The sequence below is a fragment of the Micromonospora sp. NPDC049204 genome, assembly GCF_040647935.1.
Lineage (GTDB): Bacteria > Actinomycetota > Actinomycetes > Mycobacteriales > Micromonosporaceae > Micromonospora.
This window is the reverse complement of sequence record NZ_JBEZDC010000009.1, coordinates 1-25,357: the sequence shown is the minus strand read 5'-3', so window position 1 is coordinate 25,357 and position 25,357 is coordinate 1. Positions and strand designations below refer to the sequence as shown.

At 72.7% G+C, this 25,357-nt stretch carries 24 protein-coding genes, 2 pseudogenes and 1 riboswitch; of the genes and pseudogenes, 12 read left to right on the top strand and 14 right to left on the bottom strand.

The window, feature by feature from the left end:
- Window positions 1–135: 135 nt before the first annotated feature.
- Genes AB0A90_RS18410 through AB0A90_RS18400 form a run of 3 tightly spaced genes read left to right on the top strand, consistent with a single transcriptional unit; the run spans window position 136 to window position 3,323 of the window.
- Window positions 136–1,695, top strand: a complete 1,560-nt coding sequence (locus AB0A90_RS18410) for a glycosyltransferase family 39 protein (RefSeq protein WP_357248881.1) — start codon at window positions 136–138, stop codon at window positions 1,693–1,695.
- Window positions 1,696–1,738: 43 nt separating this feature from the next.
- A complete protein-coding gene (locus AB0A90_RS18405) occupies window positions 1,739–2,470 on the top strand; it encodes a histidine phosphatase family protein (RefSeq protein WP_357248878.1) in 732 nt (243 codons plus the stop codon).
- Window positions 2,454–3,323, top strand: a complete 870-nt coding sequence (locus tag AB0A90_RS18400) for an NAD(P)H-hydrate dehydratase (RefSeq protein ID WP_357248875.1) — start codon at window positions 2,454–2,456, stop codon at window positions 3,321–3,323. Before AB0A90_RS18405 ends, AB0A90_RS18400 begins: the two co-directional genes overlap by 17 nt.
- Window positions 3,324–3,388: 65 nt before the next feature.
- Here the strand turns inward: AB0A90_RS18400 and AB0A90_RS18395 are convergent, their stop codons facing one another.
- A complete protein-coding gene (locus AB0A90_RS18395; protein ID WP_357248872.1) occupies window positions 3,389–4,195 on the bottom strand; it encodes an SDR family NAD(P)-dependent oxidoreductase in 807 nt (268 codons plus the stop codon).
- 146 nt (window positions 4,196–4,341) lie between these two features.
- Window positions 4,342–4,431: riboswitch (ZMP/ZTP riboswitch) on the top strand.
- A gap of 19 nt (window positions 4,432–4,450) precedes the next feature.
- On the opposite strand from AB0A90_RS18395, the gene AB0A90_RS18390 reads away from it, so the two are divergent.
- Window positions 4,451–5,887, top strand: coding sequence for a glycine hydroxymethyltransferase (locus tag AB0A90_RS18390; protein ID WP_357248869.1), 1,437 nt, complete (start codon window positions 4,451–4,453; stop codon window positions 5,885–5,887).
- A 120-nt stretch (window positions 5,888–6,007) separates the two neighbouring features.
- On the opposite strand, the gene AB0A90_RS18385 is transcribed toward AB0A90_RS18390, so the two are convergent.
- The 10 genes from AB0A90_RS18385 to AB0A90_RS18340 form a co-directional block, all read right to left on the bottom strand.
- The gene (locus AB0A90_RS18385; RefSeq protein ID WP_357248866.1) at window positions 6,008–6,259 is read right to left on the bottom strand and encodes a hypothetical protein; all 252 of its coding nucleotides are present in this window, start codon (window positions 6,257–6,259) and stop codon (window positions 6,008–6,010) included.
- Window positions 6,260–6,428: 169 nt separating this feature from the next.
- On the bottom strand, window positions 6,429–6,746 hold the full coding sequence (locus AB0A90_RS18380) for an antibiotic biosynthesis monooxygenase family protein (RefSeq protein WP_357248863.1): 318 nt from the start codon (window positions 6,744–6,746) through the stop codon (window positions 6,429–6,431).
- Window positions 6,743–7,993 (bottom strand): beta-ketoacyl synthase N-terminal-like domain-containing protein, encoded by a 1,251-nt coding sequence (locus AB0A90_RS18375; RefSeq protein WP_357249636.1) that lies wholly within the window; start codon window positions 7,991–7,993, stop codon window positions 6,743–6,745. Before AB0A90_RS18375 ends, AB0A90_RS18380 begins: the two co-directional genes overlap by 4 nt.
- A gap of 23 nt (window positions 7,994–8,016) precedes the next feature.
- Entirely contained in the window at window positions 8,017–9,291 is a 1,275-nt protein-coding gene (locus AB0A90_RS18370) for a beta-ketoacyl-[acyl-carrier-protein] synthase family protein (protein ID WP_357248860.1), read from the bottom strand.
- A 55-nt stretch (window positions 9,292–9,346) separates the two neighbouring features.
- Window positions 9,347–9,751 (bottom strand): cupin domain-containing protein, encoded by a 405-nt coding sequence (locus tag AB0A90_RS18365; RefSeq protein ID WP_272611493.1) that lies wholly within the window; start codon window positions 9,749–9,751, stop codon window positions 9,347–9,349.
- Complete coding sequence (locus AB0A90_RS18360) at window positions 9,744–10,499, bottom strand: SRPBCC family protein (protein ID WP_357248857.1); 756 nt, start codon at window positions 10,497–10,499, stop codon at window positions 9,744–9,746. The genes AB0A90_RS18365 and AB0A90_RS18360 overlap by 8 nt, the downstream gene beginning before the upstream one ends.
- The gene (locus AB0A90_RS18355; RefSeq protein WP_357248854.1) at window positions 10,496–11,938 is read right to left on the bottom strand and encodes an acetyl-CoA carboxylase biotin carboxylase subunit; all 1,443 of its coding nucleotides are present in this window, start codon (window positions 11,936–11,938) and stop codon (window positions 10,496–10,498) included. The genes AB0A90_RS18360 and AB0A90_RS18355 overlap by 4 nt, the downstream gene beginning before the upstream one ends.
- Before the next feature lie 19 nt (window positions 11,939–11,957).
- A complete protein-coding gene (accB, locus tag AB0A90_RS18350; RefSeq protein WP_357248851.1) occupies window positions 11,958–12,470 on the bottom strand; it encodes an acetyl-CoA carboxylase biotin carboxyl carrier protein in 513 nt (170 codons plus the stop codon).
- Window positions 12,467–14,185 carry an acetyl-CoA carboxylase carboxyltransferase subunit alpha gene (locus AB0A90_RS18345; RefSeq protein WP_357248848.1) on the bottom strand — a complete coding sequence of 573 codons (1,719 nt, stop codon included), beginning with the start codon at window positions 14,183–14,185 and terminating at the stop codon, window positions 12,467–12,469. Before AB0A90_RS18345 ends, accB begins: the two co-directional genes overlap by 4 nt.
- Complete coding sequence (locus AB0A90_RS18340; protein ID WP_357248845.1) at window positions 14,182–14,520, bottom strand: TcmI family type II polyketide cyclase; 339 nt, start codon at window positions 14,518–14,520, stop codon at window positions 14,182–14,184. The genes AB0A90_RS18345 and AB0A90_RS18340 overlap by 4 nt, the downstream gene beginning before the upstream one ends.
- A 444-nt stretch (window positions 14,521–14,964) precedes the next feature.
- Between AB0A90_RS18340 and AB0A90_RS18335 the strand changes: the two genes are divergently transcribed.
- From AB0A90_RS18335 to AB0A90_RS18315, 5 genes and pseudogenes are all read left to right on the top strand, one after another.
- Entirely contained in the window at window positions 14,965–15,762 is a 798-nt protein-coding gene (locus tag AB0A90_RS18335; protein ID WP_357248842.1) for a BTAD domain-containing putative transcriptional regulator, read from the top strand.
- Window positions 15,763–15,852: 90 nt separating this feature from the next.
- Window positions 15,853–16,170, top strand: a pseudogene (locus AB0A90_RS18330) (TcmI family type II polyketide cyclase); the annotation flags it as partial.
- 151 nt (window positions 16,171–16,321) lie between these two features.
- A complete protein-coding gene (locus tag AB0A90_RS18325) occupies window positions 16,322–17,671 on the top strand; it encodes an NAD(P)/FAD-dependent oxidoreductase (protein WP_357248839.1) in 1,350 nt (449 codons plus the stop codon).
- A gap of 1,223 nt (window positions 17,672–18,894) precedes the next feature.
- Window positions 18,895–19,176, top strand: a pseudogene (locus AB0A90_RS18320) (hypothetical protein); the annotation flags it as partial.
- A 334-nt stretch (window positions 19,177–19,510) separates the two neighbouring features.
- The gene (locus AB0A90_RS18315; RefSeq protein ID WP_357248836.1) at window positions 19,511–20,668 is read left to right on the top strand and encodes a low temperature requirement protein A; all 1,158 of its coding nucleotides are present in this window, start codon (window positions 19,511–19,513) and stop codon (window positions 20,666–20,668) included.
- A 19-nt stretch (window positions 20,669–20,687) separates the two neighbouring features.
- Here AB0A90_RS18315 and AB0A90_RS18310 read toward each other — a convergent pair whose 3' ends face one another.
- Complete coding sequence (locus AB0A90_RS18310; protein WP_357248833.1) at window positions 20,688–21,437, bottom strand: Asp/Glu racemase; 750 nt, start codon at window positions 21,435–21,437, stop codon at window positions 20,688–20,690.
- A complete protein-coding gene (locus AB0A90_RS18305) occupies window positions 21,434–22,261 on the bottom strand; it encodes a hypothetical protein (RefSeq protein WP_357248831.1) in 828 nt (275 codons plus the stop codon). Before AB0A90_RS18305 ends, AB0A90_RS18310 begins: the two co-directional genes overlap by 4 nt.
- A 253-nt stretch (window positions 22,262–22,514) precedes the next feature.
- Between AB0A90_RS18305 and AB0A90_RS18300 the strand changes: the two genes are divergently transcribed.
- Window positions 22,515–22,721, top strand: a complete 207-nt coding sequence (locus AB0A90_RS18300) for a hypothetical protein (protein ID WP_306271566.1) — start codon at window positions 22,515–22,517, stop codon at window positions 22,719–22,721.
- A 69-nt stretch (window positions 22,722–22,790) separates the two neighbouring features.
- Here AB0A90_RS18300 and AB0A90_RS18295 read toward each other — a convergent pair whose 3' ends face one another.
- Window positions 22,791–23,156, bottom strand: coding sequence for a helix-turn-helix domain-containing protein (locus AB0A90_RS18295; RefSeq protein WP_357248828.1), 366 nt, complete (start codon window positions 23,154–23,156; stop codon window positions 22,791–22,793).
- Window positions 23,157–23,252: 96 nt separating this feature from the next.
- On the opposite strand from AB0A90_RS18295, the gene AB0A90_RS18290 reads away from it, so the two are divergent.
- Window positions 23,253–24,155 (top strand): NAD(P)-binding domain-containing protein, encoded by a 903-nt coding sequence (locus AB0A90_RS18290; RefSeq protein WP_357248825.1) that lies wholly within the window; start codon window positions 23,253–23,255, stop codon window positions 24,153–24,155.
- Window positions 24,156–24,245: 90 nt separating this feature from the next.
- Window positions 24,246–25,205: a TIGR03557 family F420-dependent LLM class oxidoreductase gene (locus AB0A90_RS18285; RefSeq protein ID WP_357248822.1), complete on the top strand. Its 960-nt coding sequence runs from the start codon at window positions 24,246–24,248 to the stop codon at window positions 25,203–25,205.
- Window positions 25,206–25,357 lie beyond the last annotated feature (152 nt).

The following is a 25,357-nucleotide window of genomic DNA, read 5'->3' as shown; positions in this document are numbered from 1 at the left end:
AGGCCCACCCCCACGATCGGCCAGCGCCGAACCGGGCGGCGCGCCCACCCCGAGCGCACCGAGTCACCGCCCGACGCCCGACTTCGCGGGCGCTATCATCGTCGCGCCCCGTAACCCGCCCCCGATCGGACGCCGATGTCGAACCGCGCCGTCGCCATGGACGCGCAGCCCGCGCAGACCGACGGGAAGAATCCGCCCCGGCCCGCCGAGCCGGACCGCCAGCCGGTCCCCCTCGCCCGCCGGCTGGCACTCAGCGTCTGGTTCTGGCCGACCGCGTTCGCCGCGCTCGTCGTCGGGTGGCGGATCGGCAGCCCGGAGATGTGGCACGACGAGTTGGTCACCATCGACGTGGCGACGCGCTCCACCGGACAGATCCGGGCCATGCTGGCGAACGTCGACGCCGTGCACGGGGCCTACTACCTGTTCATGCACGCCTGGACGACGCTGTTCGGCACGAGTCCCGTCGCGGTACGTCTGCCGTCGGCGCTGGCCATGACCCTGGCCACCGCCTGTGTGGCGTTGGTGGGGCGCCGGCTCTTCGATCACGCGACCGGTGTCGCGGCCGGCTTCGTCTTCGCCCTGGTGCCCACGGTCACCCGGTTCGGGCAGGAGACCCGTTCGTACGCCTTCGTCGTCCTGGCCTCGGCGGCGGCCACCCTGTTCCTGCTCCGCGCGCTGGAGCGGCCCCGGTGGCAGCGCTGGGTGGCGTACGCGCTCGCGGTGGCCGGCATCGGCCTGGTCAACGTGGTGGCGCTGACCCTCCTGCTCGGGCACGGCACGGTCGTGCTGATCCACACCTGGCGGCAGCGCCACCGGTGGCCGCTGGTCTGGTTCCCCCTCGCCGCCGTCGCCGGGGTGGCGATCGCCGCGCCGGCGATCCTGCGGGGCATGACACAGGCGGGCCGGCAGATCAGCTGGATCCCGGACCTCTCACCCTGGACGGTCTGGGAGCAGGCGTACGGCTCGACGCTGCTCGCCGCCGCGGTGACCGCGCTGGCCACGGTGGGTCTGCTGACCCACCTGCGCGGCGACGCCCTGCATCGGGCGGTGAGCGTGACGCTTGTGGCCGTGCTGCCGGTGCCGGTGATCCTGCTGGCCTCGACCGGCGAGATCAACTACTTCTTCTCCAAGTATCTGCTGTTCCTGCTGCCGGCCTGGGCGGTGCTGGCCGGCGCCGGCATCACCGCGCTGCGCTGGACCCCGCTGATGGCGGCGGGGCTCGTGGTCGTCGCCGCGCTGTCCATGCCCGGTCAGCTCGCGCTGCGCGGCGAGTACTCGCACGGCTGGTACACCTACCCGCGGACACGCGCCTTCGACCCCCTGTCCTACTCCCAGGCGGCCAAGGTCATCGAGGCCGGCTACGAGCCCGGGGACGGCCTCGTCGTGGGCGGTGTCTGGTGGTGGATGACCGAACCCGGGGTGCGGTACTACCTCCCGGAGGACATCTCCCCGCGCAACGTGTTCCGGCAACGGACGGCGGCCCAGCGCAACGAGCTGTACGGCACGGACTGCGCCGAACCGGCGGGCTGTCTGCGTGACGAGCCACGGCTCTGGTTGGTGTCGCCGACGGTCACCGACGCACCGTTCAACGGACTGTCGAGGGAGCGGGCCGACCTGCTCGGCAAGCGCTACCAACTGGCCCGGATGACCCACGTGACCGGGCTGACCGTCTCCCTCCTGCAGCGGCGCGGCTGACCCGCCGCGATTACCGCCGCCGGCACCCGGGTAGGGGGTCGGCATGGCGGAACTGGCGACCCTCTGGATCATCCGACACGGTGAGAGCACCGCGAACGTGGCGGCGACCCACGCCGAGGCGTCCGGCGAGGAGCTGATCGGGCTCAGTCACCGCGACGCCGACGTGCCGCTCTCCCCCACCGGTGCGGAGCAGGCCCGTGCCACCGGCCGCTGGTTGGCCGAGCTGCCGCCGGAGCGCCGGCCGGACGTGGCGGTGGTCTCGCCGTACCTGCGGGCGGTGTCCACCGCGGAGCTGGCGCTGCGCGGCACCGGCGTGCCGGTGAGCCGCGACGAGCGGCTGCGCGACCGGGAGCTGGGCATTCTCGACGGCCTGACCGGGCGCGGGGTGCGTCGGCGTCACCCGGACGAGGCCGAGCGCCGGGAGCGGCTCGGCAAGTTCTACTACCGGCCGCCCGGCGGGGAGTCCTGGACCGACGTGGCGCTGCGACTGCGCACGCTCCTCGGCGACCTGCGCCGGGACCACGAGGGCCAACGGGTCCTGCTCTTCGGCCACGACGCGCTTGTCTTCCTGCTGCGTTATCTGGTGGAGGGGCTGACCGAGGAGGAACTGATGGCGCTGACCCGCCAACACGTGATCGCGAACTGCTCGATCACCGACTGGTCCGCCGACGCCCAGGGCCGGCTGACGCTTGGCGGGTTCAACGAGGTCGGTCACCTGCACCGGCAGGGCGCCGAGCCAACCAGGGAGGACGAGATCCATGCCGAACCGGTCTGACGTTCAGGTGATCACACCGGGGCTGCTGCGGGAATGGGCGCTGCCGGTGCCGGTCGGCGGCAAGGAGAGCCGGGGCACCGTGCTGGTGGTCGGCGGCTCCCGTTTCACCCCCGGTGCGGTGCTGCTCGCCGGGGTGGCCGCGCTGCGCGCCGGCGCCGGGGTGCTCCAACTGGCCGCCGCCGAGTCCACCGCGGCCACGCTGAGCATCCAGGTGCCCGAGGCGCTCGTGGTCGGGCTGCCGGAGACCTCCGACGGCGCGGTCGCCGCGGACCGGGACGGCCAGCTCGGCGAGCTGGTCGCGCAGGCCGACGTGGTGGCCCTCGGTCCCGGACTGAAGGCGATCGACGAAACCAACCGCCTGCTGAGCCTGGTCCTGGACGCGGCCCGACCGCGCACGTCACTGGTGCTCGACGCGTACGCCCTCGGCGCGCTCAGCCATGCGCCGGACCTGCTGGTCGGCTCGGGCCGGCCCGTGGTGCTCACCCCGAACGTCACCGAGGCCGGGCACCTGCTCGGCCGGGAACCGGGCGACGACCTGGACGCCGAGGCGGCCGAGCTGGCCGCCCGTTACGAGGCGGTCGTCTCGCTCTACGGGCACGTGGCCGCCCCGGACGGGCGGGGTTGGCGGGAGGAGAGCGGCGACGCCGGGCTGGGCACCTCCGGCAGCGGGGACGTGCTCGCCGGGTTGCTGGCGGGGTTGTTGTCCCGGGGCGCCGACCCGGCGCAGGCCGCCTGCTGGGGCTCGTTCGCGCACGCGGTGAGCGGGCAGCGGCTGATCCCCCGGTACGGCCGCATCGGCTTCCTCGCCCGGGAGTTGCTCGACGAGATCCCCGGAACGCTGTCGATGGTCTGATCAGCCGCGAGGGGCCCGGCGTGCTGCCGGGCCCCTCGTCGTGCGTCACCTCACGAGGACCGGGGTCAGCTACCGGAACCCGGCTCGGCCATGTGCCGATGCTGCTCGGACTTGAGCTTGTCGGGGATGATCTTGCCCGCGGCGGTCTGCACCTTGTTCATCAGCGACCCCGCGGTGATCGTCTGATCGCCCTTCATCAGCGCCTCGAAGCCCTGCGCGGCGACCTTCGCCGGGTCGTCCTTGGAGCCGGAGCCGACCCGGGTGTCCTCCATGTCGGCCCGGTCGAAGAACTCCGTGTCGGTCGGCCCGGGCATCAGCGCGGTCACCGTGACGCCGGTGTCCTTCAGCTCGTTGCGCAGCGCCTCGGCGAAGGACTGCACGAACGACTTCGACGCGTTGTAGACCGCCTGGAACGGCCCCGGCATGGTGGAGGCGATCGACGAGGTGAACAGCACCCGACCCGCGCCCCGCTCCACCATGCCGGGCAACAGCCGCTTGGCCAGGTGCACGGTCGAGCGCACGTTGAGGTCGACGATCTCCAACTCGTCGCGCAGGTCGGTACCGCCGACGAAGGCGCCGCCGGCGCCCCGGCCGGCGTTGAGCGCCAGGGCGGCCACCGGACGCCCGGTGGCGGCGATCGCCGAGGCCAACTCCTCCACGCCCTGCTCCCGGGCGAGGTCGACGCGGACGGGCTGGACCTGGGGGCCGCCGTCGCGGCGCAGCTTCTCGGCCGCCGAGGAGATGCCGTCGTCCTCGGCGGCCACGACCAGGTCGAACCCGTGCTCGGCGAACTGCACGGCCAGCTCGTACCCGATTCCGCTGGACGCTCCGGTCACCACGGCGAGCGGTCGGTCGGTGGACGGTGTGGTCATGATGGGTGACTACTCTCGGGCGGGTGGCGGTCGTACCGGCAGTGGTAACCGCTCCCTTCCGTGTGCCCCGACGTCGGCCGCTCAACCCTGCCGACGCGTGGCGTACGGAGGTCGCCCGGGACGGCCCCGGCCGGCCCGGTAGGATCGGCGCGGGCCGTTACTGGCGCGTGGGGATGGACAACCATCGGGGAGCGGCCCCGTCACGAGGACGTTTGCCGAGCGCCTGGGCCTTCCCGCACGTCTGTTGGAGGTCGCATGTCGCACAACGCCGAGTCCACCGCATTCCGGAGCGCCCTTGAGGTGATCCGGGCTGTCGAGCCGCGGGTGGCCGACGCCATCGGCGCCGAGCTGACCGACCAGCGGGAGTCGCTCAAGCTCATCGCCAGCGAGAACTACGCCTCCCCGGCGACGCTGCTGGCCATGGGCAACTGGTTCAGCGACAAGTACGCCGAGGGCACCGTCGGCCGCCGCTTCTACGCCGGCTGCCAGAACGTCGACACCGTCGAGGCGCTCGCCGCCGAGCACGCCCGGGAGCTGTTCGGCGCCGCGCACGCGTACGTGCAGCCGCACTCGGGCATCGACGCCAACCTGGTCGCCTTCTGGGCGGTGCTGGCCGACCGGGTGGAGTCCCCCGCGCTGAAGAAGGCGCAGGTCCGCCACGTCAACGACCTCACCGAGGCCGACTGGTTCACGCTGCGCCGCGAGCTGGGCAACCAGCGGATGCTCGGCATGTCGCTGGACGCCGGCGGCCACCTCACCCACGGGTTCCGGCCGAACATCTCCGGCAAGATGTTCGACCAGCGCAGCTACGGCACCGACCCGACGACCGGGCTGATCGACTACGACCGGGTGGCCGAGGCGGCCCGCGAGTTCAAGCCGCTGATCCTGGTCGGCGGCTACTCGGCGTACCCCCGGAAGGTGAACTTCCGGATCCTGCGGGAGATCGCCGATTCGGTCGGCGCCACCTTCATGGTCGACATGGCGCACTTCGCCGGCCTGGTGGCCGGCAAGGTGTTCACCGGCGACTTCGACCCGGTGCCGCACGCGCACATCGTCACGACCACCACGCACAAGTCGCTGCGCGGTCCGCGCGGCGGCATGGTGCTCTGCCAGCCGGAGCTGGCCGACCAGGTGGACCGCGGCTGCCCGATGGTGCTCGGTGGTCCCCTGCCGCACGTGATGGCCGCCAAGGCCGTCGCCCTCGCGGAGGCTCGCCGCCCCGACTTCGCCGACTACGCCCAGCGCATCGTGGACAACGCGCAGGCGCTCGCCGAGGGGCTGCTGCGCCGGGGCGCGAAGCTGGTCACCGGTGGCACCGACAACCACCTGGTGCTGATCGACGTGTCCGGCTACGGGCTCACCGGTCGGCAGGCCGAGCAGGCGCTGCTCGACTCGGGCATCGTCACCAACCGCAACTCGGTCCCGCAGGACCCGAACGGGGCCTGGTACACGTCCGGCATCCGGATCGGCACCCCGGCGCTGACCACCCGGGGCCTGGGCACCGCCGAGATGGACCAGACCGCGGATCTGATCCACACCGTGCTGACCCAGACCACGGCCGGCGCCAACGCCGACGGCACCCCGTCCAAGGCGAAGTACGTGCTCGACGCCGACCTGGCCGACAAGATCGCCCGGCAGGCGACCGACCTGCTGGCCCCCCACCCCCTCTACCCGGGCATCAACCTGGCCTAAGGGTCAGACCACGTCGGCTTAGGCCACGTCGATCATGGAGTTGTGGTGCCCGGAACGGGACGGTAGGCGGCTTTCGTCCCCCACCACAACTCCATGATCGACGAGAACCGGCTTGCGGCGTCACTCCAGGGGGCGCTTCAGGTGGTAGCGGTGGACCTCGGTGCTGCCCTGGACGTTGTTCACGTCCTCGGCCGCGGAAACCAGCTCCCACCCCTCCCGACCGGCACGGTTGAGGTGCGCGATGGCGGTGTCACCGAAGGCGGTGATGTCCTTGCGGGACCCGTCCGGGGCGTACCAGACGAACGAGACGTGGAAATTGCGGCCCTGTCCCTGATAACGGCGAACGAGCAGGGCGTACTCCCAGGCAATCATGCGGACATTATGACCGTCCACCCAGGACCGGCCCACGCCGGCCGTCGCGCATTGCCATCCGGTGAACGCGGTGCGTCAACCCGCGGGTGGTCGCCCCGCGATCGGCCCGGCCCCGGCGATCACCTCCGACGACCGTCGCGGCCCCCACCCGGGAGATCGTGCGGGAGCGTCAGACCAGCGCGGGTGTCTGCGCGTGGATGTGGAAACGCAGCGAACGGGCGTCCGTGAAGCACTCCCGCATCGGGCGTACCAGGTCCCGGTGCTCGGGGCTGCGCTCCCAGGCCTCGAAGTCGGCCAGGGTCACCCACTCACTGGTGATCAACCACTGTTCCGGGTCGGTCGACGAGCGGCACACCTGGTCGACCAGGTGTCCCGGCACCCCGTCGGCGACCAGGTGCCGCACCTCCTCGTAGGCGGCGAGGAACTCGTCGGTGCGTGGCACCGGAACCCGCACCAGGAACACGACCCGCGCCCGCTGTCCACTCATGGCGTCTCTCCCCTCATCGGCACGGCCCCGCGCAGGACCAGCGCACTGTTGAACCCGTCGAAGCCCCGCGCGCAGACCAGCGCGAGTCGGCTGCGCGGCTGGCGGTGCTCGCGCAGGAAGTCCAGTTCGCACCCCTCGGCGACCTCCTCCGGGCCGGCCGACGCGGGCAGCGTGTCGTGCGCGAAGGCGAGCAGCGCGGTGGCCACGTCCAACGCCGAGCCACCCTGGTACGCCCGCCCGGTCAGCGGCTTCTGCGTCGTCACCGGGACCGGCCGCTCGGCGAACACGGCGCGCAACGCCTCGGCCTCGCTGCGGTCGTAGCGGGGCACGCCGAGGGCGTCGGGCAGCACGACGTCGATACCGGCCGCGGCGACGCCGGCCCGGTCCAGGGCCAGCCGCATCGCCCGCGCGTACTGGGTCGGGTCGCCGGCGCTGTCCGCGGTGGTGTGCGCGGCGTCGTGGGTGGAGCCCCAGCCGCTCACCTCACCGTAGACGCGGGCGCCCCGGGCGAGGGCGTGCCCCAACTCCTCCACCACGAACACCGCGCCTCCCTCGGCCGGCAGGTAGCCGCTGGCCGAGGCGTCGAACGGCCGGTACGCCCGCTGCGGATCGGAGACGTCACTGAGCAGCCCGGAACGCAGTTGGCACGCCAACGCGTACGGGCTCAGCGGGCACTCGGTGGCCCCGGCGATCACCACCGGGGTGCCCCGGCGTACCGCGCGGGCGGCGTGCGCGAGGCTGTCCAGCCCGCCGGCGGCCTCCGCGACCAGCACCCCGCTCGGACCCTTGAACTGGTGGTGGATGGACAGTTGCCCGACGCTCGCCGCGTAGAACCAGGCGATCGACTGGTACGCCCCGACCGTGCGCGACGATCCGCCCCACAGCCGTTGCAACTCCCGCTGGCCGAACAGGTTGCCCCCGGACGAGCTGGCCAGGGTCACCGCGTAGCCGTACGGGTCGGGGGCCCGCTCGGGCAGGCCGGCGTCGGCCAACGCCAACCGGGTCGCGGCGAAGCCGAGGTGCGTCCACCTGTCGGTCTGCACCACCTGCCGGCTGTCCGCGTACGAGTCGGCGGTGAAGCCGGGCACCTCCCCGCCGAATCGCGTCGGATAGCCGGCCGGGTCGAACAGGGTGATCGGTCCGGTCCGGCGGGTGCCGGTCAGCACCGTTCGCCAGTGCGCGTCCACGCCGATGCCACTCGGTGCGACCACGCCGATGCCGGTCACCACCGCCCGCGCGGCGCTCACGCCGCCACCGGGCCGAACGGCGCTCACGCCGCCACCGGGCCGGCCGACCGGCGGAACACCATGGCCGACTGGAAGCCGCCGAATCCACTGCCCACCGACAGGGCCACGTCCACCGGGACCTCCCGCGCCTCGTTCGGTACGTAGTCCAGGTCGCACTCCGGGTCCCGGGTGCTCCAGTTGGCCGTCGGTGGCACCACGCCGAACTCGATCGCGAGGGCGCACGCCGCCATCTCGATCGACCCGATCGCGCCGAGCGAGTGCCCGACCATGGACTTGATCGAACTGATCGGCACCCGGTACGCGGCCTGGCCCAACGCCCGTTTGAACGCGGCCGTCTCGTGCCTGTCGTTCTGCTTGGTACCCGAGCCGTGGGCGCTGATGTAGGACACCTGCTCGGGCAGGATCCGCCCCTGTTTCAACGCGTCGGTCACGGCGAGGCTCATCTCCAGGCCGTCCGGACGCAGCCCGGTCATGTGGTAACCGTTGCTGCGGCTGGCGTAGCCGGCCACCTCGCAGTAGATGTGCGCGCCCCGCCGGCGGGCGTGCCCGAGCTCCTCCAACACCAGCACCGCCCCGCCCTCGGCCAGCACGAACCCGTGCCGGTCGGCGTCGAACGGGCGGGAGGCGTGCGCCGGGTCGTCGTTGTCCGGGCTGGTCGCCTTGATCGCGTCGAACGAGGCGACGGTGACCGGCGAGATCGGCGAGTCCGCCGCACCGGCCAGCATCACGTCCGCCTCACCGTCCACGATGAGCTGGTGGGCGTAGCCGATGGCGTCGATGCCGGAGGTGCAGCCGGTGGACACCACCTGCGCCGGGCCGTGCAGCCCGTGCCGGCAGGCCACGTCGGCGGCGAGGCTGCTGGGCACAAGCGCCTGGTAGAGGTACGGGCCACCGCGCGTGGCATCGACCAGCCAGCGCTGACCGTGCTCGCTGACGGTGACGTACTCCTGTTCCAGCGCCATCGTGCCGCCCACGGCGGTGCCGAGCACCACCCCGGCCCGGTCCCGCTCGGCGTCGGTGAGCACCAGTCCGGCGTCGGCGACGGCCTCGACGGAGCAGGCCAGCGCGAACTGCACGTACCTGTCGGCCCGGCGTTGTTCGGCCTCGGTGAGCCCCGCGGCGGTCGCGTCGAAGTCGCATTCCGCGGCGATCTGCGACCGGAACGCCGACGGGTCGAAGAAGCTGATCCGCCGGGTGGCGGTCCGCCCCTCGGTGATGGTCTTCCAGAACCGGTCCCGGCTGGCGCCGCCGGGCGCGACCACCCCGATCCCGGTCACCACCGTGCGGCGTCCGCTCACGACGTCACCTCGGTTCGCGACTGCGGGGCTCGCAAGCCCGGCGCGCTCCTCGCGCTCACGACCCACCGCGCTGTTCGGCCAACTCGGTGTCGACGTGACCCAACTCCGGGCGGGGGGCGAGCGGACCCAGGTGGAAGACCACCTCGGCCGGTTCGACGCCGGTGTTGCGGAGTCGGTGCCGCACGTTCACGGGCACGAACAGGGCCTCACCGGCGGCCAGCAGCGTCGGCTGGTCGTCCAGGTCGACGGTGATCGCGCCGCGCACCACGTACAGGAACTCCTCGCTGTACGGGTGGTAGTGCTCGGCGATCCGCTCCCCCGGCGCGAGGGCGGCGACCCCGAGGAAGCCCGAGGTGCTGCCGACCGTGCGGGGGCCGAGCAACACGCGCAGCTCACCGCCGCGTCGCCGGTCGGCGGGTACGTCCCCGGCGGCGATCGGTCGGGTACTCAGGTCACTCATCGTCGGCCTCCGTCGGCTCGGTGCTGGTCAGGGGGACGTCCTGGTCGGCGCGCTGCCGGGCGATCCGTTCCACCCGATCCTTGATCACCGTGAGTTGGATGACGCTGTTGGTGTTGATCCGCTCGGTCATCGCGGCGTTGTCCAGCGGTGCGGTCGGCTTCATCGCGAAGTCCTGCGTCCAGGTCATCCGGGCGCCGCCGGCCTCCTCGGTGTAGCGCCAGTGGATCCGCATGTACTCGAACGGCCCGGTCTCCACCCGGTACGCCCGCACCTGCCTGCTCACCGGGTCGGAGGTGCGCTCGCTGACCCAGCTCCAGGACACCCCGTTCTCGTCGGGGTACATGGTGAGCCGAAACCGCACGGTGTGGCCCTCGCGGTGCAGGATGTCCACCACGGCGTACTCGGTGAACAGTTCGGTCCAGTTCGCCACGTCGTTGGTGACCTCCCAGACCAGCGCCAGCGGCGCGTCGATGACCACGCTGTTCTCGGTGTGCCCGGGTGGGTCGACGCGGCGGGCGACCAGGTCGGCCACCGCCGGGATGCTCAGCTCCCCGGCCTGCTCGGGGATGCTCACCTGCCACCGGTCGGCGACGACCGCGGAGAGTTCCAGCAGTGCGAGGGAGTCCATCCCCAGCTCTTCCAGCGACGCGGCGGGCGCCCGGGCCGCCGCGTCGGGGTCCAGCCCGCAGTGCGCCACCAGGATGTCGGTGATCTCGGCGGTCATCGGGCGACCATGGGTGACGGTCATCGGGTCCTCCTGAGGGTCGTGTCGGGTTCCGCGGCGGGCGCGGGGCGCGGAGCGGGGGTGGCCGTCGACCGCCGCGCGGCCGCCGCGTCGGGCGCGGCGAGCAGACGGTCGACCAGGCCGGTCGTGTAGCGGCCCTTGCGGAATGCGGCGTCGTCGAGCACGCGCCGGACGAACGGGATGGTGGTGTGGACGCCCGGCCCGGCGATGTCGAACTCGTCCAGGGCCCGTTCCAGCCGGTTGAGGGCCAGCTCCCGGTCCGGCGCCCAGACGATCACCTTGGCCAGGAGCGAGTCGTACCAGGGGCCGACGAGGTAGCCGGCGCTGGCGTGGGTGTCCACCCGGGTGAACGGGCCGCCGGGTGGGGTGAACCGTTCCAGCCGGCCGGGGGTTGGTGCGAAGTCCCGGTCGGGGTCCTCGGTGTTGACCCGGCACTCCACCGCGACGCCGTGCAGGCGGATCTCCTCCTGTCGCCAGCGCAGCGGCACCCCGGCGGCGATGTGCAGTTGCTCGTGCACCAGGTCGATCCCGGTGACCATCTCGGTGACCGGATGCTCCACCTGGATCCGGCAGTTGATCTCCAGGAAGTGGAACTTCTCCTCGGCGTCGACAAGGAACTCCAGGGTTCCGGCACCGACGAAGCCGACAGCCAACGCGCCCCGAAGGGCGGCCTCGGCGATGGTGTCGAGAACGGCGGCGGACAGCGCCGGGGCGGGCGCCTCCTCGACCAGCTTCTGGTGCCGGCGCTGCACCGAGCAGTCCCGGGTGCCCAGGTGCACCCCGTTGCCGTGGGAGTCGCAGAGCACCTGCACCTCGACGTGTCGCGCCTCGGTGAGGTAGCGCTCGACGTACACCCGGTCGTCGCCGAAGGCGGCCTGGGCGGCGGCCCGGGTGCGGGCGTACGCCCGGCGCAGCTCGCCCGGCGTCCGTACGACGGTCATGCCGCGACCGCCTCCGCCGGCGGCGGCCTTCACGATCACCGGGTAGCCGACGGCCGCGGCGACCTCCGCCGCCGCGGCGGCGGTGGGCACCGGTGCGACGCTGCCCGGCGACAGTGGCAGGCCGGCACGGCTCAGCAGTGCCCGCGCCGAGGACTTGTCGGCCAGCGCGGCCATCACCGCCGGTGGTGGGCCGATGAAGGTCAACCCGTTGTCCACGCAGATCTCGGCGAAGTCGGCATCCTCGGAGAGGAAGCCGTAACCGGGGTGCACGGCCTGCGCGCCCACCTGCCGGGCGGCCTCCACGATCGCGGCCGCGTTCAGGTAGCTGCGCCGACTCGACGCGGGCCCGATCCGGACCGCCTGGTCGGCGAGGCGGACCACCGGCGAGTCGGCGTCCGCCGCGGAGTAGACGACTGCGGTTCGCACACCCAGCTCCTTGCAGGCGCGCAGCACCCGCAGGGCGATCTCGCCCCGATTGGCGATCAGCACTGTCTCGAACATGGTCAACCACCCTGCGCCGTCATGCCGGGTCCAGCTCGACGAGCGGCTGGTCGTACTCCACCGGGTGGCCGTCCTCGACGAGGATCGCGACCACCCGACCGGCGCGATCGGCGGTCACCTCGTTCATCAGTTTCATCGCCTCGACGATGGCGACCGGTTGGCCCGGACGGACCAGGTCGCCCACCGCGACGAACGGCCTCGCGCCGGGCTCCGACGCGCGGTAGAAGGTGCCGACGACGGGTGCCCGCACCGCGGCCCGGCCGGGCGCCGGTGGCGGGGCCGGTGGCGGGCCGGCGGGCCGCGCGGCCTCGGCAGACCCGGGAGGTACGTCCGCACGGGCCGGCTCCTCCGGGTGCCACTCGACCTCCAGCACCGCCGGCCCGCTGCGTAGCCGGATCCGGCGCACCGGCCCGGCCAGTTCGGCGATCAGGTGTTGTGCCTGCCGGCGCAGGCCGGCGAGCGCCTCCTCGCCCTCCACCCCGGCCTCGTGGGGCACCTCGACGGTCGACACCGTCGTGTCCCCGGCGCTCACCGGGCACCCGCCCGAGTGCCGGCGCGTGCCATCCCGAACCGGCGGAAGCGCTGTCGACGCAGGCGGACCAGCATGGCGGGCGGCACGTCCAGCAGCGGCAGCAGGTTGCTCAGCAGGGCCGCGCGCAACCGGCGGGCGGTCTCCGCCGGGTCGCCGTGCGCGGCGGTGGTCGGCTCCGGCACGACCTCGTCGACCACCCCGAGTCGGCGCAGGTCGGGCGCGGTCAGCTTGAGCGCGCGGGCGGCCTGCGGCGCCGCCGAGCGGTCCGGCCAGAGGATGGCGGCGCATCCCTCTGGGCTGATCACCGAGTAGACGGCGTTGTCCAGCATCAACACCCGGTCGGCGACGGCCAGGGCCAGTGCGCCGCCGCTGCCCCCCTCTCCGGTGATCACTGCCAGCACGGGGGTGGGCAGCACGGTGAGGGTGAGGATGTTCTCCGCGATGGCCGCCGCCTGGCCCTGCTCCTCGGCGCTCACCCCGGGGTCCGCGCCGGGGGTGTCCACCAGCGTGATCACGGGCAGGCCGAGCCGGGCGGCGAGGCGCATCAACCGCAGCGCCTTGCGGTGCCCGGCCGGGCTGGCCATGCCGAAGTTGCGGGCCACCAACTCGGCGGTGGTGTGCCCCTTCTGGTGGCCGATGACCATCACGTGCCGGTCGGCCAGCCGCGCCACGCCGCCCACGACGGCCGGGCAGTCTCCGCCGATCCGGTCGCCGTGCAGCTCCAGGAACCCGTCGAAGACCGAGTCGAGGTAGTCCAGTGTGGTCGGCCGACCGGGGTGTCGCGCCAGTCGGACCGTGTCCCACGCGTCGCGTACCGCCGGGGTGTCACCTCCGCCCGCCGGGGCCGCGTCGGCGAGGCGCTCGCGACACGCCGCCGGGTCCTGCCGGGGTACGGGCGGACGGGCCGGGCGGGCGGCGCGGGTGGCGGCGAGCAGCGCCCCCAGCCGTGCCCGCAGTGACCGGCGCTGCACCACCATGTCGACCTGACCGTGGCGGAGCAGGACGTCGGCGCTCTGAAAGCCCTCCGGCAGCGCCCGGCCGGTGACCTGGCGGATCACCCGGGGACCGGCGAAACCCATCCGCGCGCCGCTCTCCGCGAGGACCAGATCGGTGTTGGTGGCGAACGACGCGGCCACCCCGCCGTAGGTCGGGTCGGTGAGGACGCTCACGGTGAGCAGTCCCGCCTCGCGCAGCGCGGCGATGGCCTGGCTGACGGTGGCCATCTGCATCAACGACAGCACGCCCTCCTGCATCCGCGCCCCGCCGGAGGCGGTGACCAGGATGAGTGGGACGCGGTCGTCCAGCGCCCGTTCGGCGGCCCGGGTGATCAGCTCCCCCACCGCGCAACCCAGGCTGCCGCCCAGGAAACGGAAATCCATCACCGCCAGCACGGCCGGGTGAGCGCCGATGGTGGCGGTGGCGCAGACGACCGCCTCGGCCAGTCCGGTGCTGGCGCGGGCGGCGCTGAGCCGGTGCGGGTACGGCAGCACGTCGACGAAGTCGATCGGGTCCGTCTCGGGAAGCTGGTCGGGCAACAGCCGCAGCGACCCCGGGTCGACAAGCTGACGCAGGCGTTCCGGGGCGCCGAGCCGGGCGTGCTCCCCACACTCCGGGCAGACATCCAGGTTGCGACGCAACCGTTTGCGGTAGAGCAGGCTGGCGCAGCCGGGGCAGCGGGACCAGAGCTGCTCCTCCCGTGGCGCGGTGGCGGTCACGACCGCCGCCGGGGGTCCGGGGCGTCGAACCGGTAGAAGCACCGCGCCATCGCGTCCCGCGGTGAGCGCCAGGTGGGCAGGTACGGCGACACGTACGGGCGCAGGCGGTCACTGACCCGGATGAACTCCGGGTGACCCCGGGCGCCCTCCACCGCGTCCGCTGCCGGATGCTCGGTCTCGAGCAGGTGCACATAGAGATCGTGGAGCCGGTACAGCGAACGGTGCCGGACGCCGACCAGGCGCGGCAGCTCCGTCGCGTCCGACTCGGCGAAGATCTCGGCGACCCGCTCCTCGGCGGTCGGATCCACCTTCGCGACGATCAGTGATCGGTCCATACTGCTCCTCCCCCACGGCGTCCGGGCGGCGACGGGTGTGCCCGGACGCGCTGGACGACTGCGGACACGATGCGGCAGTCCTCGTCACGGCGGCGTCACCGTGGCGCACCGGTCAGCGACGTAGGACGGTGACGCTGCGTTGACGCAGCCTGTGTACCAGCTATGCGTACGCTGCATCCCACACGGGCGGACCGACGGACGTTTCCGCAGTTCAGAACCGATCTCAGGTTGACTGTCGGCCAATAGAACATTCACCGCGGCGTTGACTCACCGTTACTGCTATTGATAATCTTCACGGTGGTCAGCCCGGCCGCCCCGGCGGGCGGGGCCGCCCCCGGCAGCCGTGGGCCGCGCCCCCACCGCTGGGGCCGACAGTGGCGTCACGGGCAACCGATCCGGGACACAGCAGACAGTCGGGACGAGCGTTCCGCAGGGGGTGCCGCCGTGACCGCTGACCCGTCCGTGCCGACCGCCGGGGCGCCGCCCGGGGAGGGCGTCTCCCTTCACCTGCTCGGTGGCTTCCGCCTGTTGTGCGAGGCGGTGCCGGTCGTGGTGCCCCGCGGGCTGCAACGGGTGATCGCCCTGATCGGGCTGCGCCCCGGCGCCACCCGCAGCCAACTCGCGGGCCTGCTCTGGCCGGACGCGTCGGAGGAACGGGCACTGTCCTCACTGCGCACCGCGCTGTGGCGGCTGCGGCAGGACCCGTGTTGCCCGATGACCGTGGCCAGCGACACCGTACGGCTCGGCCCGACGGTCCGGCTCGACGTCGACGACCTGGTCGGCACCGCGGCCCGCGTGCGGGACGGCGACGACCCGCGCATCGCGGCGGGAGCGCTCGCCGCCGGCCGGCACGACCTCCTGCCCGGCTGGTACGACGACTGGGTGCTGCTGGACCGGGAGAGACTGCGCCAACTGCGCCTGCACATGCTGGAACAGGTGGCCGGGCAGCACCTGACCGCGGGGCGGCACGGTGAGGCCCTCGACGCCGCGTTGGAGGCGATGGCCGCCGAGCCGCTCCGGGAGACGCCGCACCGCCTGGTGGTCCGCATCCACCTTGCCGAGGGCAACGCCTTCGAGGCCGTGCACGCCTTCTACGTCTACCGGGACCTGCTGCGCAGGGAGTTGAGTCTGGAGCCGAGCCCCGCGATGAACGCCCTGCTCGACGACACGCTCGCCCCGATCCGCCAGGCCACCCGCGAGGCCGTCACCGACGGCCCGTCACCGGCGGGCCGGCGTACGTGACGGTGATGTGACAGACGCTGCGGCACGGTAGGCGCACAGAGCACGTGGCGCCGATCCGAGGATCGGGAGGCCACCGGCGGAAGGGGTTCCATGAGTCGTCTACTGATCGTCAGCCGGATCATCCCGGGCGCGGAGGGGCGGGTCGCACAGATCTTCGCCGAGTCCGACGCCACCGACCTGCCCGGTCTGACCGGCGTCACGCACCGATCCCTGTACTGCCTGCACGACCTGTGCGTACACCTGCTGGAGACCTCGGACGACATCGACCCGGACGCCCTCGCCGCGGCCCGCAACCACCCGCTCTTCCAGCAGGTCAACGAGCGGCTCTCCGCGCACACGTCGCCGTACCTGCCGACCTGGCGCTCCCCCCGGGACGCCATCGCCGGCTGCTTCTACCGGTGGGATGCCCCCGACGCGCCCGCGGCACGTCCAGCCAGCACCGACGCGCCCGCGGCGCGTCCGGCCAGCACCGACGTACCTGCGGCGCGTCCGGCCAGCACCGACGCGCCCGCGGTGCGCCCGGCCAGTACCGACGCCGCGGCACAGCCGGCGGGCTGACATGCCCACCCCTCCACCGCACGTCCTGATCATCGGCGCCGGCACGGGCGGGTTGTGCCTGGCGCACGGCCTGCGCCGTGCCGGGATCAGCGTCGCGGTCTACGAACGGCACCGCGACCGCGCCGAAGGGCTGCTCGGCTACCGGGTCGGCATCGGCCCCACCGGTAGCCGAGCGCTGCGGCAGTGCCTGTCCCCGGAGTTGTTCGCCATCTTCCTGGCCACCTGCGCGCGGCCGCCGCACTACTTCAACGTGGTCACCCAGGGGCTCCGCCAGACCGCGTCGTTCGCCCTACGACCGAACGCCGACCCGGTGCACACCGAACACTCGGTGGCCCGGATGGTGCTGCGGCAGGTGCTGCTGACCGGCCTGGACGACGTGGTGCACTTCGACAAGACCTTCACCCGCTACGAGCAACGCGACGACGGCACGGTCACCGCGTACTTCGCCGACGGCACCAGTGCCACCGGCAACCTGTTGGTCGGCGCGGACGGCACCCACTCGGCGGTACGCCGGCAGTACCTGCCGCACGCCGTCACGCGCGACGCCGGCACGATCAACATCGCCACCCGGATCCCGCTCACCGCCTACACCCGCGGCCTCGTCCCGGAGCGGGTCCGTCAGGGCATCTCGCTGATCTTCGGCGTCGGCGGGATGATGGGCGTCCTGCACGTCATGGAGTTCAAGTGGGACGCCCGGCGGGCCGTCAAACCCGACGTCAGCGACGCCGACGCCGCGGTGCTGCGAAATTGGCCCGGCCTGGCCCACGACACCACCACCGACAACATCAACCTCATCATCTGGAGCACCGGCCGCCGATTCCCCGCCGACGTCCTGGAGCGTCGCGGCGAGAATTTGGTGAACGTCGCCCTGGACCTCACCTCCAACTGGCACCCGAACCTGCGGGAGCTGCTGACCCGCGCGGACCCGGCAAGTGCCCTACCGATCAGGGTGTCCACGTCCGAACCGACGCCGCCCTGGAAGAGCAGCACCGTCACCATGCTCGGCGACGCCATCCACACCATGACCCCCGGCCGCGGGGTGGGCGCGAACACCGCGCTGCGAGACGCCCGCCTGCTCTGCGACCAGCTCGGGCACGCCGTGACCGGCGACAAGACGTTGGTGCAGGCGGTCGCCGACTACGAGGCAGCGATGGTGCCGTACGGCGTCGCGCGGGTCGCCGAATCGCTGAACCGCAGCGGCACCAGCGGCGACGACCGGATGTACCGGCCGGTGGTGGGTCGACTCGCGCTGCTCGGCGCGCGCGGCTACTTCGGAGTGACGAGCCGGGTGCCGCGGCTGCGTCGCCGGTTCGTCGACGACTTCCACACCTACGAGGGCGACCAGGACTGAGCTGGACATCGACCCGGGCTCGGCGTCCCCCGCCGGGCCCGGGTCTCGTCGTGCCGGGCCTTTCCGCGCTTCGGTGCGACGCTGCTTGTTCGGTGCGGTGCTGGTTGTTCGCTGCGACGCTGCGTCACTCGGCGGGCACCGCATGACGTGGTCGCCACACCCGGGTCGCCTGCGGCCGATCCTCTCACTTGCCAGCAACACGCGTGTGCGAAGCTGCGGCGAGTTTTTCTCGTACCTTTTCCAACGAGCTGAGAGGGAGGTTCGCCGTGGCGTGGTCTATCGGACACTCGCTGATAGTGGTACTGGCACTGTTGCTGGGCCTGGCCGCCGGGTGGCTGCTGCGCGGCCGGCGGGGCGTGCAGGGTAAGTCGATAGTGGACGGAGATCCCGTCGCCGGCCTGGCCGTGATCGAAGCGCCGACGCCGGCGGCCACCACCGACGAGGCCCGGCCCGCGGCCGCCGTCGACCCGGCCCCCGTCGCGGTCGCCGACGAACCAGTGCCGGTGGACACGGTCAGCGCGCCGGCCGCCGTCACCGGACCGGACAGTGGGCCCACGCCGGTGGAAGTGCCGGCGGAGGCCCCGAGCGCCGTCGACCCGGCCGACATGGCACTGACCGAGGCCCCGCCGCCCGTACCGTCCGACGCGGATGACCTTCCGTCGGAGCCCGTTGTGGAGTCGACCCCCGAGCCGGTCGCGGTCGACGAGCAGCCCGCCCCGGCGGCCGTGATCGCCCCCCGCCAGCCCGCGGACGACCTCCCGCTCGACACCACCCCCGCCGACGAGCCGACCGCGACCGACCCGGCCGACGATGCGGCGACCAAGGCCAGCCCGGCCAACGAGCCGGTCGTGGCCGACCCCGCCGACATGGCGCTGACCGAGGCCCCGCCGTCGGCACCGTCCGACGCGGATGACCCGGCCGACGATGCGGCGACCAAGGCCAGCCTGGCGGACGAGCCGACCGCGACCGACGATGCGGCGAGCCCGGCCGACGAACCGACCGCCGTCAGCCCGCTCGACGAGCCGATCGCGACCAGGCCGGCCGACGGTGTGGCGGCCGAGGCCGCGGTGCCGACGCCGGTGAACGCCGACGCGCCGCACACCGACCCGTCGGACGCCGGCGGCGTGGAAGCAGCTCCGACGGACGCGGACGCCGAGCCGGAGTCGGTGCCGGCGGCGGCGGCGGCCGTGCCTGCGGTCGTACCGCCCGTGGCCGAGACTCCTCCGGTCGTCCCGGCCGCTGCCAGCGACACGGACTCCGGACCGGCCGACGACTTCCGCCGGATCCAGGGGATCGGGCCGAAGATGGCGGCGGCGTTGCAGGACGCCGGTGTGCGCACGTACGTCCAACTCGGTGCGCTGGACGAGGCGGCGCTGCGTGACCTGATCCGGGCCGCCGGCCTGCGCGCCGCACCCGCGCTGGCCACCTGGCCGCAGCAGGCGCGCGTACTCGCCGGTGCCGGCGACGAGATGGCCGCCGTACTCCCGGGCGGCAACCCGTCCTGACGCGCGACATCGAGCCCCCGGTCCACCGTCCGACGCGACGGTAGGCCGGGGGTTCGGCCGTCGAGGTCAGTTCACCACGGACCCAGCCGCCGGCGTGATCGACTCGGGATTCAGAAGACCGGGCCAACCGACCCGGACACCCCGGCTTCCCGGAAGCCGAGTGGATCACCCCCGGTTGGGGGACGCACGGCGAATTCGCGGCCGGGCTGCCGACCGCTCGTTACCGTCCGTTCAGGTGGGCCGGACGGGTCCGTCGAGCCGACCGGTTCCGCAGGAGTAGCCCGTGCACCACGCCGCGCCGGAGCCCGGGTCCCCGCGGTCCCGTCGTCCTCCGGTGCGTGATCCGGAGGCCCCGCGCCGGGTGACCCTCCTCGAACTCTTCTTCGACCTGGTGTACGTGGTCGCCCTGGCGCTCATCTCCCGGGGCATGGTCGACCAACTCGACTGGCACCGGGCCGGACAGGCGCTGATCCTGCTGGCCGCCGTGTGGTGGACGTGGGTGATCACCACCCTGGTCACCGACCTGTACAACCCGGAACGCACCGAGATCAAGCTGCTGATCAGCGCCGTGATGTTCGGCGCGCTGCTGATGACCGCGGCGATCCCGGAGGCGTTCGGCGACCGTGGGCTCGCGTTCGCCGGCACCTACGTGGCGATCCACCTCGGGCGCGGGCTGTTCCTGATGCCGGCCGTCCGCCGCGAACCGCAGACCCAGCGCCGCGCGGCACGCATCTTCATCTGGTTCGCGGTGTCCGCGATCCCGTGGCTCATCGGCGCGTTCGTCAGCGACGACGCCCGCCTGGCGTGCTGGGCGCTCGCGCTCGCCATCGACTACGTCGGCTTCCGGCTCGCGTACCCGGTGCCGGGGCTCGGGGTGGTGCCCGAGCCCCAGCGCAACGTCACCGCGGAGCATCTCTCCGAGCGCTACCAGCAGTTCTTCATCATCGCGCTCGGCGACGCCATCCTGACCATCGGCACCATGTTCAGCGCGGCGCACACCGAGGCGCAGAACATCGGGGTGTTCGCGGTGGCGTTCCTGACCACCCTGCTGCTCTGGCGGATCTACGTGCACAAGTCCGGTCAGCTGCTGCCGATGGCCATCAAGGGGTCCGGGTCACCCAGCAAGTTCCTGTTCACCGCCCCGTACACCCATCTGCTGATGGTGGCCGGGGTGGTGACCACGGCGACCGGGTTCGACCTCGTGCTGCACGAGTCGACCGGACGGACGCCGCCGGCCTGGGCGGCGGTGATCCTCGGTGGCCCGGCCCTCTTCCTGGCCGGCCGGGCCTCCTTCGAGTACGAGGTGTTCAGCCGGGTGTCGCTGTCCCGCCCCGGTGGTGTGCTGGCGCTGCTGACCATCGCGCCCGCCGTGTTGTACCTGCCGCCGGTGTTCGCCTCTCTCGGTGCCCTGCTGGTGCTGATCGGAGTGGCCTACGCGGACTTCCGGCGTAGCTACGGCAAACCACCCGAGGCCCCCTCTCCACCGCACTGAACCGGCCGCCGCCCCCCACTCAGGCCCCGGCGAGCAGCCGTCCGGCGTCCGGCACGTACGGTTCGACACCCAGCCTGGTGAGCAGTTGGTGCACGGTGGCGGTGGCCGCGGTGAGCACCGGACGGCCGAGTCGGGCCTCCACCCGCGGCACCGCCGCCAACGACGGCAGCTGTACGCAGGCGGACAGGACCACCGCGTCCACGTCGGTCACATCCAGCCGCTCCGCCAGCTCGACCAGGTGAGCGGTGGGGACGCGCCCCACCGCGACGTTGTCCGGCTCGCTCAGGCTCACCGCCTCGGTCACCTGCACGCCGTGCGAGGCCAGGTAGGCGACGACGGTCGCGGTCAACGGCGGCAGGTACGGCGCGATCAGGGCCACCCGACGGGCACCCAACGCGTGCAGCCCGGCGACCAGCGCCCCCGCGCTGCTCACCACCGGCATGTCGTGCCCGGCGCGACCGGCCGCCCGGCCCAGCCGCCGCTCGGCCCGTTCGTGCGCGCCGGGCCCCTCGCACATCACCGCCACCAGGCAGGCGTACGCGAGGACGTCGCAGCGGGCGTCGGCCAGCTCGGCGGCGCAGCGGAGAGCGGAGCGGTTCATCCGGGCCAACTCGTCGGGGGTCACCTGACGCAGGCGTACCCGGCTGGCGTGCGTGGTGAATCGGACCGTCGGGTCGACGGTCTCGCGGCGGCGCAGCATGGCGGGGATCTCGGTCTCCATGGTGGTGTTCGAACTGGGCACCACCAGGCCGACGCGGTAACCGCTCACACCAGCGCCCCGGCGTACGCGCGGACCTGCAGTCGCCGCGCGGCGGTGCCACCCAGGCGCACCTGCAACCCGAGCGGCGCGGCGGCGCGGCGGACGTCATCCAGGTGCAGCGATCCGTGCCGGTCCACGGTGAGCACCGGCGGCTCCTCGAGTTCGCCGTCCGACGCGTGGAAGGAGAGCAGGGTGACGGAGGTGGTGAGGTAGCCCGGGTACGCGGCGCGGGCCGCCGACTCGTCCCGGTGGGCGAGCACCACCAGGTCGTCGAGGTGGGCGAAGTCGGCGGCGAGAGCCGCGGCCTTCCAGTGCGCCGGTTCCTCGGCCGCGCCGGTGAGATGCCGGGAGCGGTTCGCCGAGGTGATGTAGAGGTGGTCCGATCCGGTCTCGGCGAGCGCCCGCTCGAAGAAGACGTTGGACGGGCAGGTCAGGCCCGGCGCGATCACCTGGGTGGTGCGCAGCCCCTGGTCGACCTGGGTGAGGTGCTCGGGCAGCCGCTCCGCCGCCGGCCCCCGGAAGCCGAACGGCCCGGCGCCGTACAGGCTGTCCATCAGTGCCCGCACCCGGCCGACCGGCAGCCGCGGCGAGATCCGCGTCCAGTCGAACATCCCGGGGATCCGGCCGATCGCGGTGGTGATGCTGCCGACCTGCTCGGCGGGTCGGCCCTTGGCCAGGTTGACCCGGCGGACGGTGGCCGCGTCGGGACGCGTGACGATGACGTAGAAGTTGGCGAACGCCGCCGCGACGACCGCGCCGCGAGCCAGCGCGCGGGCCGCGACCGCGACGTCCTCGGGACGGTCGATGTACAGGGGTGGTGTCGGGGCGTCCATGAGTCCTCCTCGGCGGGGCCGTGAGGCAGTTCTACGTCCGCCGAGCGGCACGGGTGCCGGATCGGTCGTCGATCCGATAGCCGACTCGCGTTACCCCGTGCGAGCGGCCGATCCCGGGCGGTACGCAACGGCGATCGGCCTCGGCCGGATGGGGGATCCGGCGCGGCCTCGTCCCGGTCTCCGTTAGCGGCACGACCCGATTGGGTACAACGACTGCACCTCAGATCCACCACATTTCCTTCAGGAGGCAGCGATGCGCGGCACCTCGATACTCGGAGTCATCGTCGTGATCTGGCTGGTGATCGGCGCGGTCGCCGCCGGCCAGCGTGGCTACTACAGCGGCGACGACACCAACTGCGCCGAAGCCGGCACCATCCTGGTCACCATCGTGGCCGGGCCGTTGAACTACATCGGCGCCAACCCCAAGGTCGACTGCAAGCTGCCCGAGCCCTCCAAGTAGGACAGATCTGCACCGGCCCCGCGCCCCCCGACCCCCGGGGCGCGGGGCCGGTGTCCGCGCGGGGGCAGCTCAGCCGTCGGAGACGGTGCTCGCTGACGCGCCGACGCGCCTCTCGCTCCCCCAGGCGGCCAGCGGCTCGAGCGCCTCGTTGAGTCGCGTGCCGTCCACGGTCAGCGAGTACTCGACGCGGGGCGGCACCTCGTCGTAGGAGACGCGGTGCACGACACCGTCCCCTTCCATCTCCCGTAGGTGCGAGGCCAGCACCTTCTCGGAGATCCCCGGGAGCAGTCGGCGCAGTTCGCCGAAGCGGCGGTACGGGTGTTCGTGCAGCGCCCAGAGGATCAGCACCTTCCACCTGCCGCCGATCACCTCCATCGCGGCGTCGATCCCGCAGACGTGTCCGTCTGGTGCGCCCGGCCGGTTCAGCGTCGTCATGACCACCCCTTCCGACGTCCTCGCTCACTTGGGGGTAAGCGCCCACTCCGAAGTGCGTACTTGAGCACCGGAGGACTTCTGGCCAGCCTAGTCGGCATGACACCGAACGCTGTTGAGCAGACCTCCGTCACGATGCTGGGGCTCGGCGCGATGGGCTCCGCGCTGGCCCGCGCCTGGCTCGTCGCCGGTCACCGGGTCACCGTCTGGAACCGCACCCCGACCCGCGCCACCGTCCTCGCCGGCGAGGGCGCTCGGGTCGCGGCCAGCGCCGCCGAGGCGGTCGCGGCGAACACCCTTGTCGTCGTCTGCCTGTTGCACGACACCTCGGTCGACGAGGCGATGGCCGGCGTGGATCTGACCGGCCGGGACCTGGTCAACCTGACCACCGGCACCCCCGCCCAGGCCCGCGCCCGCGCCGCGTGGGCACACGAGCGGGGTGCCCGCTACCTCGACGGCGGGATCATGGCTGTCCCGCCGATGATCGGCGTACCGGATGCGGGCGGCTTTGTCTTCTACAGCGGCTCGCGGGAACTGTTCGACCGGCACCGGGAGACGCTCGGCGTCCCGGCCGGCACCACCTTCGTGGGCGAGGACCCGGGTTTCGCCGCCCTGCACGACGTGGCCCTGCTCAGCGCCATGTACGGCATGTTCGCCGGGATCACCCACGCCTTCGCCCTGATCCGCGAGGAGGACATCGATCCCGCGGCGTTCGCCGCACTGCTCGCGGACTGGCTCGTCGCCATGGCCCCGACCGCGCACCGGACCGCCGACCGCCTGCGCAGCGGCGACTACACCACGGATGTCGTCTCCACTCTCGGCATGCAGGTGGCCGGCGCACCGACCTTCCTGCGCACCGCCGAGCAGCAGGGTGTCAGCGCGGAACTGCTCAGTCCCTACTTCGCGCTGATGCGCCGTCGCCTGGCCGAGGGCGCCGGGGAGGAGGATCTGGCCGGCCTGGTCGATCTGCTGACGCGCCGCACACCCTCTAGGGCGTCCTAGGAGGCTGGCCTGTGGGTGTCGTCGGTGTTTGCCGACCCGGAGGTCGGGAACCGACCCGCGTCAGTCGGCGGACGAGACCGGGAGCGTGGCATGCAGATCGGCTACAAGCTGGCCGCGGAGGGCTACGGCCCCCAGGAGATCATCCGGCAGGCCGTCCTGGCCGAACAGGCTGGATTCGACTTCGTCGAGATGAGCGACCACTTCCACCCCTGGCTGGACGCGCAGGGCCACTCGTCGTTCACCTGGAGCGTGCTCGGCGCCATCGCCGCCAAGACCAGCACCCTGCGTCTGGCCACCGGCGTCACCTGCCCGACCGTCCGCTACCACCCGGCGATCATCGCGCAGGCCGCGGCGACCATGGCGCTGGTCTCCGACGGACGGTTCACCCTCGGAGTGGGGGCCGGCGAACGACTCAACGAGCACGTGGTCGGGCAGGGCTTCCCCAGCGTCCGGGGCCGGCACGAGCGGCTCCGCGAGGCGCTGGAGATCATCCGGCTGCTCTGGCAGGGCGGCTACCAGTCCTACGAGGGCCGGCACCTGCACCTGGAGGACGCCCGGATCTTCGACCTGCCGGACACCCCGCCGGTGATCGCGGTGGCGGCCAGCGGCGAGGCGTCGGCCCGGCTCGCCGCCGAGTTGGGCGACGGGTTGTTCGCCACCGAGCCGGACGCCTCGATCGTCGATCACTACCGTCGGGCCCGCGGCTCCGGCCCGCGCTACGCCGAGGTTCCGCTGGCCTGGGCCAGTGATGAGGACCAGGCGGTGCAGGCGGTGTTGCAGACCAGCAGATGGATGGTCACCGGCTGGAAGGTGATGAGCGAACTGCCGAACCCGGTCAACTTCGACGCGGCCAGCGCGCACGTGGAGGAGAAACACATCCGCCAGCTCTTCGCCATCGGCCCCGACCCGGAACCGCACGTGGCGAAGGTCCGGTCGTACGTTCAGGCCGGCTTCGACCACGTCGTCCTGCAGAACGCCGGCCCCGACCCGGACGGTTTCCTCGACTTCTTCGCCGGCACCCTCTCCGACCGGCTGCGTGCCATGTCCTGACGCCGCCGGCACGGCCACCGCCCGCACGATCGCAGCGGTACGGCGAAACAGCGGACGGCCGCCCGGACGTTAACCACCGTAGTACGGGCGGGCGGGGGGGGGCGCCGGGAGGGTGCGCGGGTGGGCGCCGCGGGAGCAGCGCGCGACAGGTA

Excerpts from the sequence above, each read along its gene's own strand:
- AB0A90_RS18380 (WP_357248863.1), bottom strand. The coding sequence starts at position 6,746 with ATGAGTGGACAGCGGGCGCGGGTCGTGTTCCTGGTGCGGGTTCCGGTG.
- AB0A90_RS18405 (WP_357248878.1), top strand. The coding sequence starts at position 1,739 with ATGGCGGAACTGGCGACCCTCTGGATCATCCGACACGGTGAGAGCACC.
- AB0A90_RS18355 (WP_357248854.1), bottom strand. The coding sequence starts at position 11,938 with ATGTTCGAGACAGTGCTGATCGCCAATCGGGGCGAGATCGCCCTGCGG.
- AB0A90_RS18290 (WP_357248825.1), top strand. The coding sequence starts at position 23,253 with ATGACACCGAACGCTGTTGAGCAGACCTCCGTCACGATGCTGGGGCTC.
- AB0A90_RS18410 (WP_357248881.1), top strand. The coding sequence starts at position 136 with ATGTCGAACCGCGCCGTCGCCATGGACGCGCAGCCCGCGCAGACCGAC.
- AB0A90_RS18365 (WP_272611493.1), bottom strand. The coding sequence starts at position 9,751 with ATGAGTGACCTGAGTACCCGACCGATCGCCGCCGGGGACGTACCCGCC.
- AB0A90_RS18385 (WP_357248866.1), bottom strand. The coding sequence starts at position 6,259 with ATGATTGCCTGGGAGTACGCCCTGCTCGTTCGCCGTTATCAGGGACAG.
- AB0A90_RS18325 (WP_357248839.1), top strand. The coding sequence starts at position 16,322 with ATGCCCACCCCTCCACCGCACGTCCTGATCATCGGCGCCGGCACGGGC.
- AB0A90_RS18360 (WP_357248857.1), bottom strand. The coding sequence starts at position 10,499 with ATGACCGTCACCCATGGTCGCCCGATGACCGCCGAGATCACCGACATC.
- AB0A90_RS18300 (WP_306271566.1), top strand. The coding sequence starts at position 22,515 with ATGCGCGGCACCTCGATACTCGGAGTCATCGTCGTGATCTGGCTGGTG.
- AB0A90_RS18395 (WP_357248872.1), bottom strand. The coding sequence starts at position 4,195 with ATGACCACACCGTCCACCGACCGACCGCTCGCCGTGGTGACCGGAGCG.
- AB0A90_RS18400 (WP_357248875.1), top strand. The coding sequence starts at position 2,454 with ATGCCGAACCGGTCTGACGTTCAGGTGATCACACCGGGGCTGCTGCGG.
- AB0A90_RS18390 (WP_357248869.1), top strand. The coding sequence starts at position 4,451 with ATGTCGCACAACGCCGAGTCCACCGCATTCCGGAGCGCCCTTGAGGTG.
- AB0A90_RS18340 (WP_357248845.1), bottom strand. The coding sequence starts at position 14,520 with ATGGACCGATCACTGATCGTCGCGAAGGTGGATCCGACCGCCGAGGAG.
- AB0A90_RS18285 (WP_357248822.1), top strand. The coding sequence starts at position 24,246 with ATGCAGATCGGCTACAAGCTGGCCGCGGAGGGCTACGGCCCCCAGGAG.
- AB0A90_RS18305 (WP_357248831.1), bottom strand. The coding sequence starts at position 22,261 with ATGGACGCCCCGACACCACCCCTGTACATCGACCGTCCCGAGGACGTC.
- AB0A90_RS18295 (WP_357248828.1), bottom strand. The coding sequence starts at position 23,156 with ATGACGACGCTGAACCGGCCGGGCGCACCAGACGGACACGTCTGCGGG.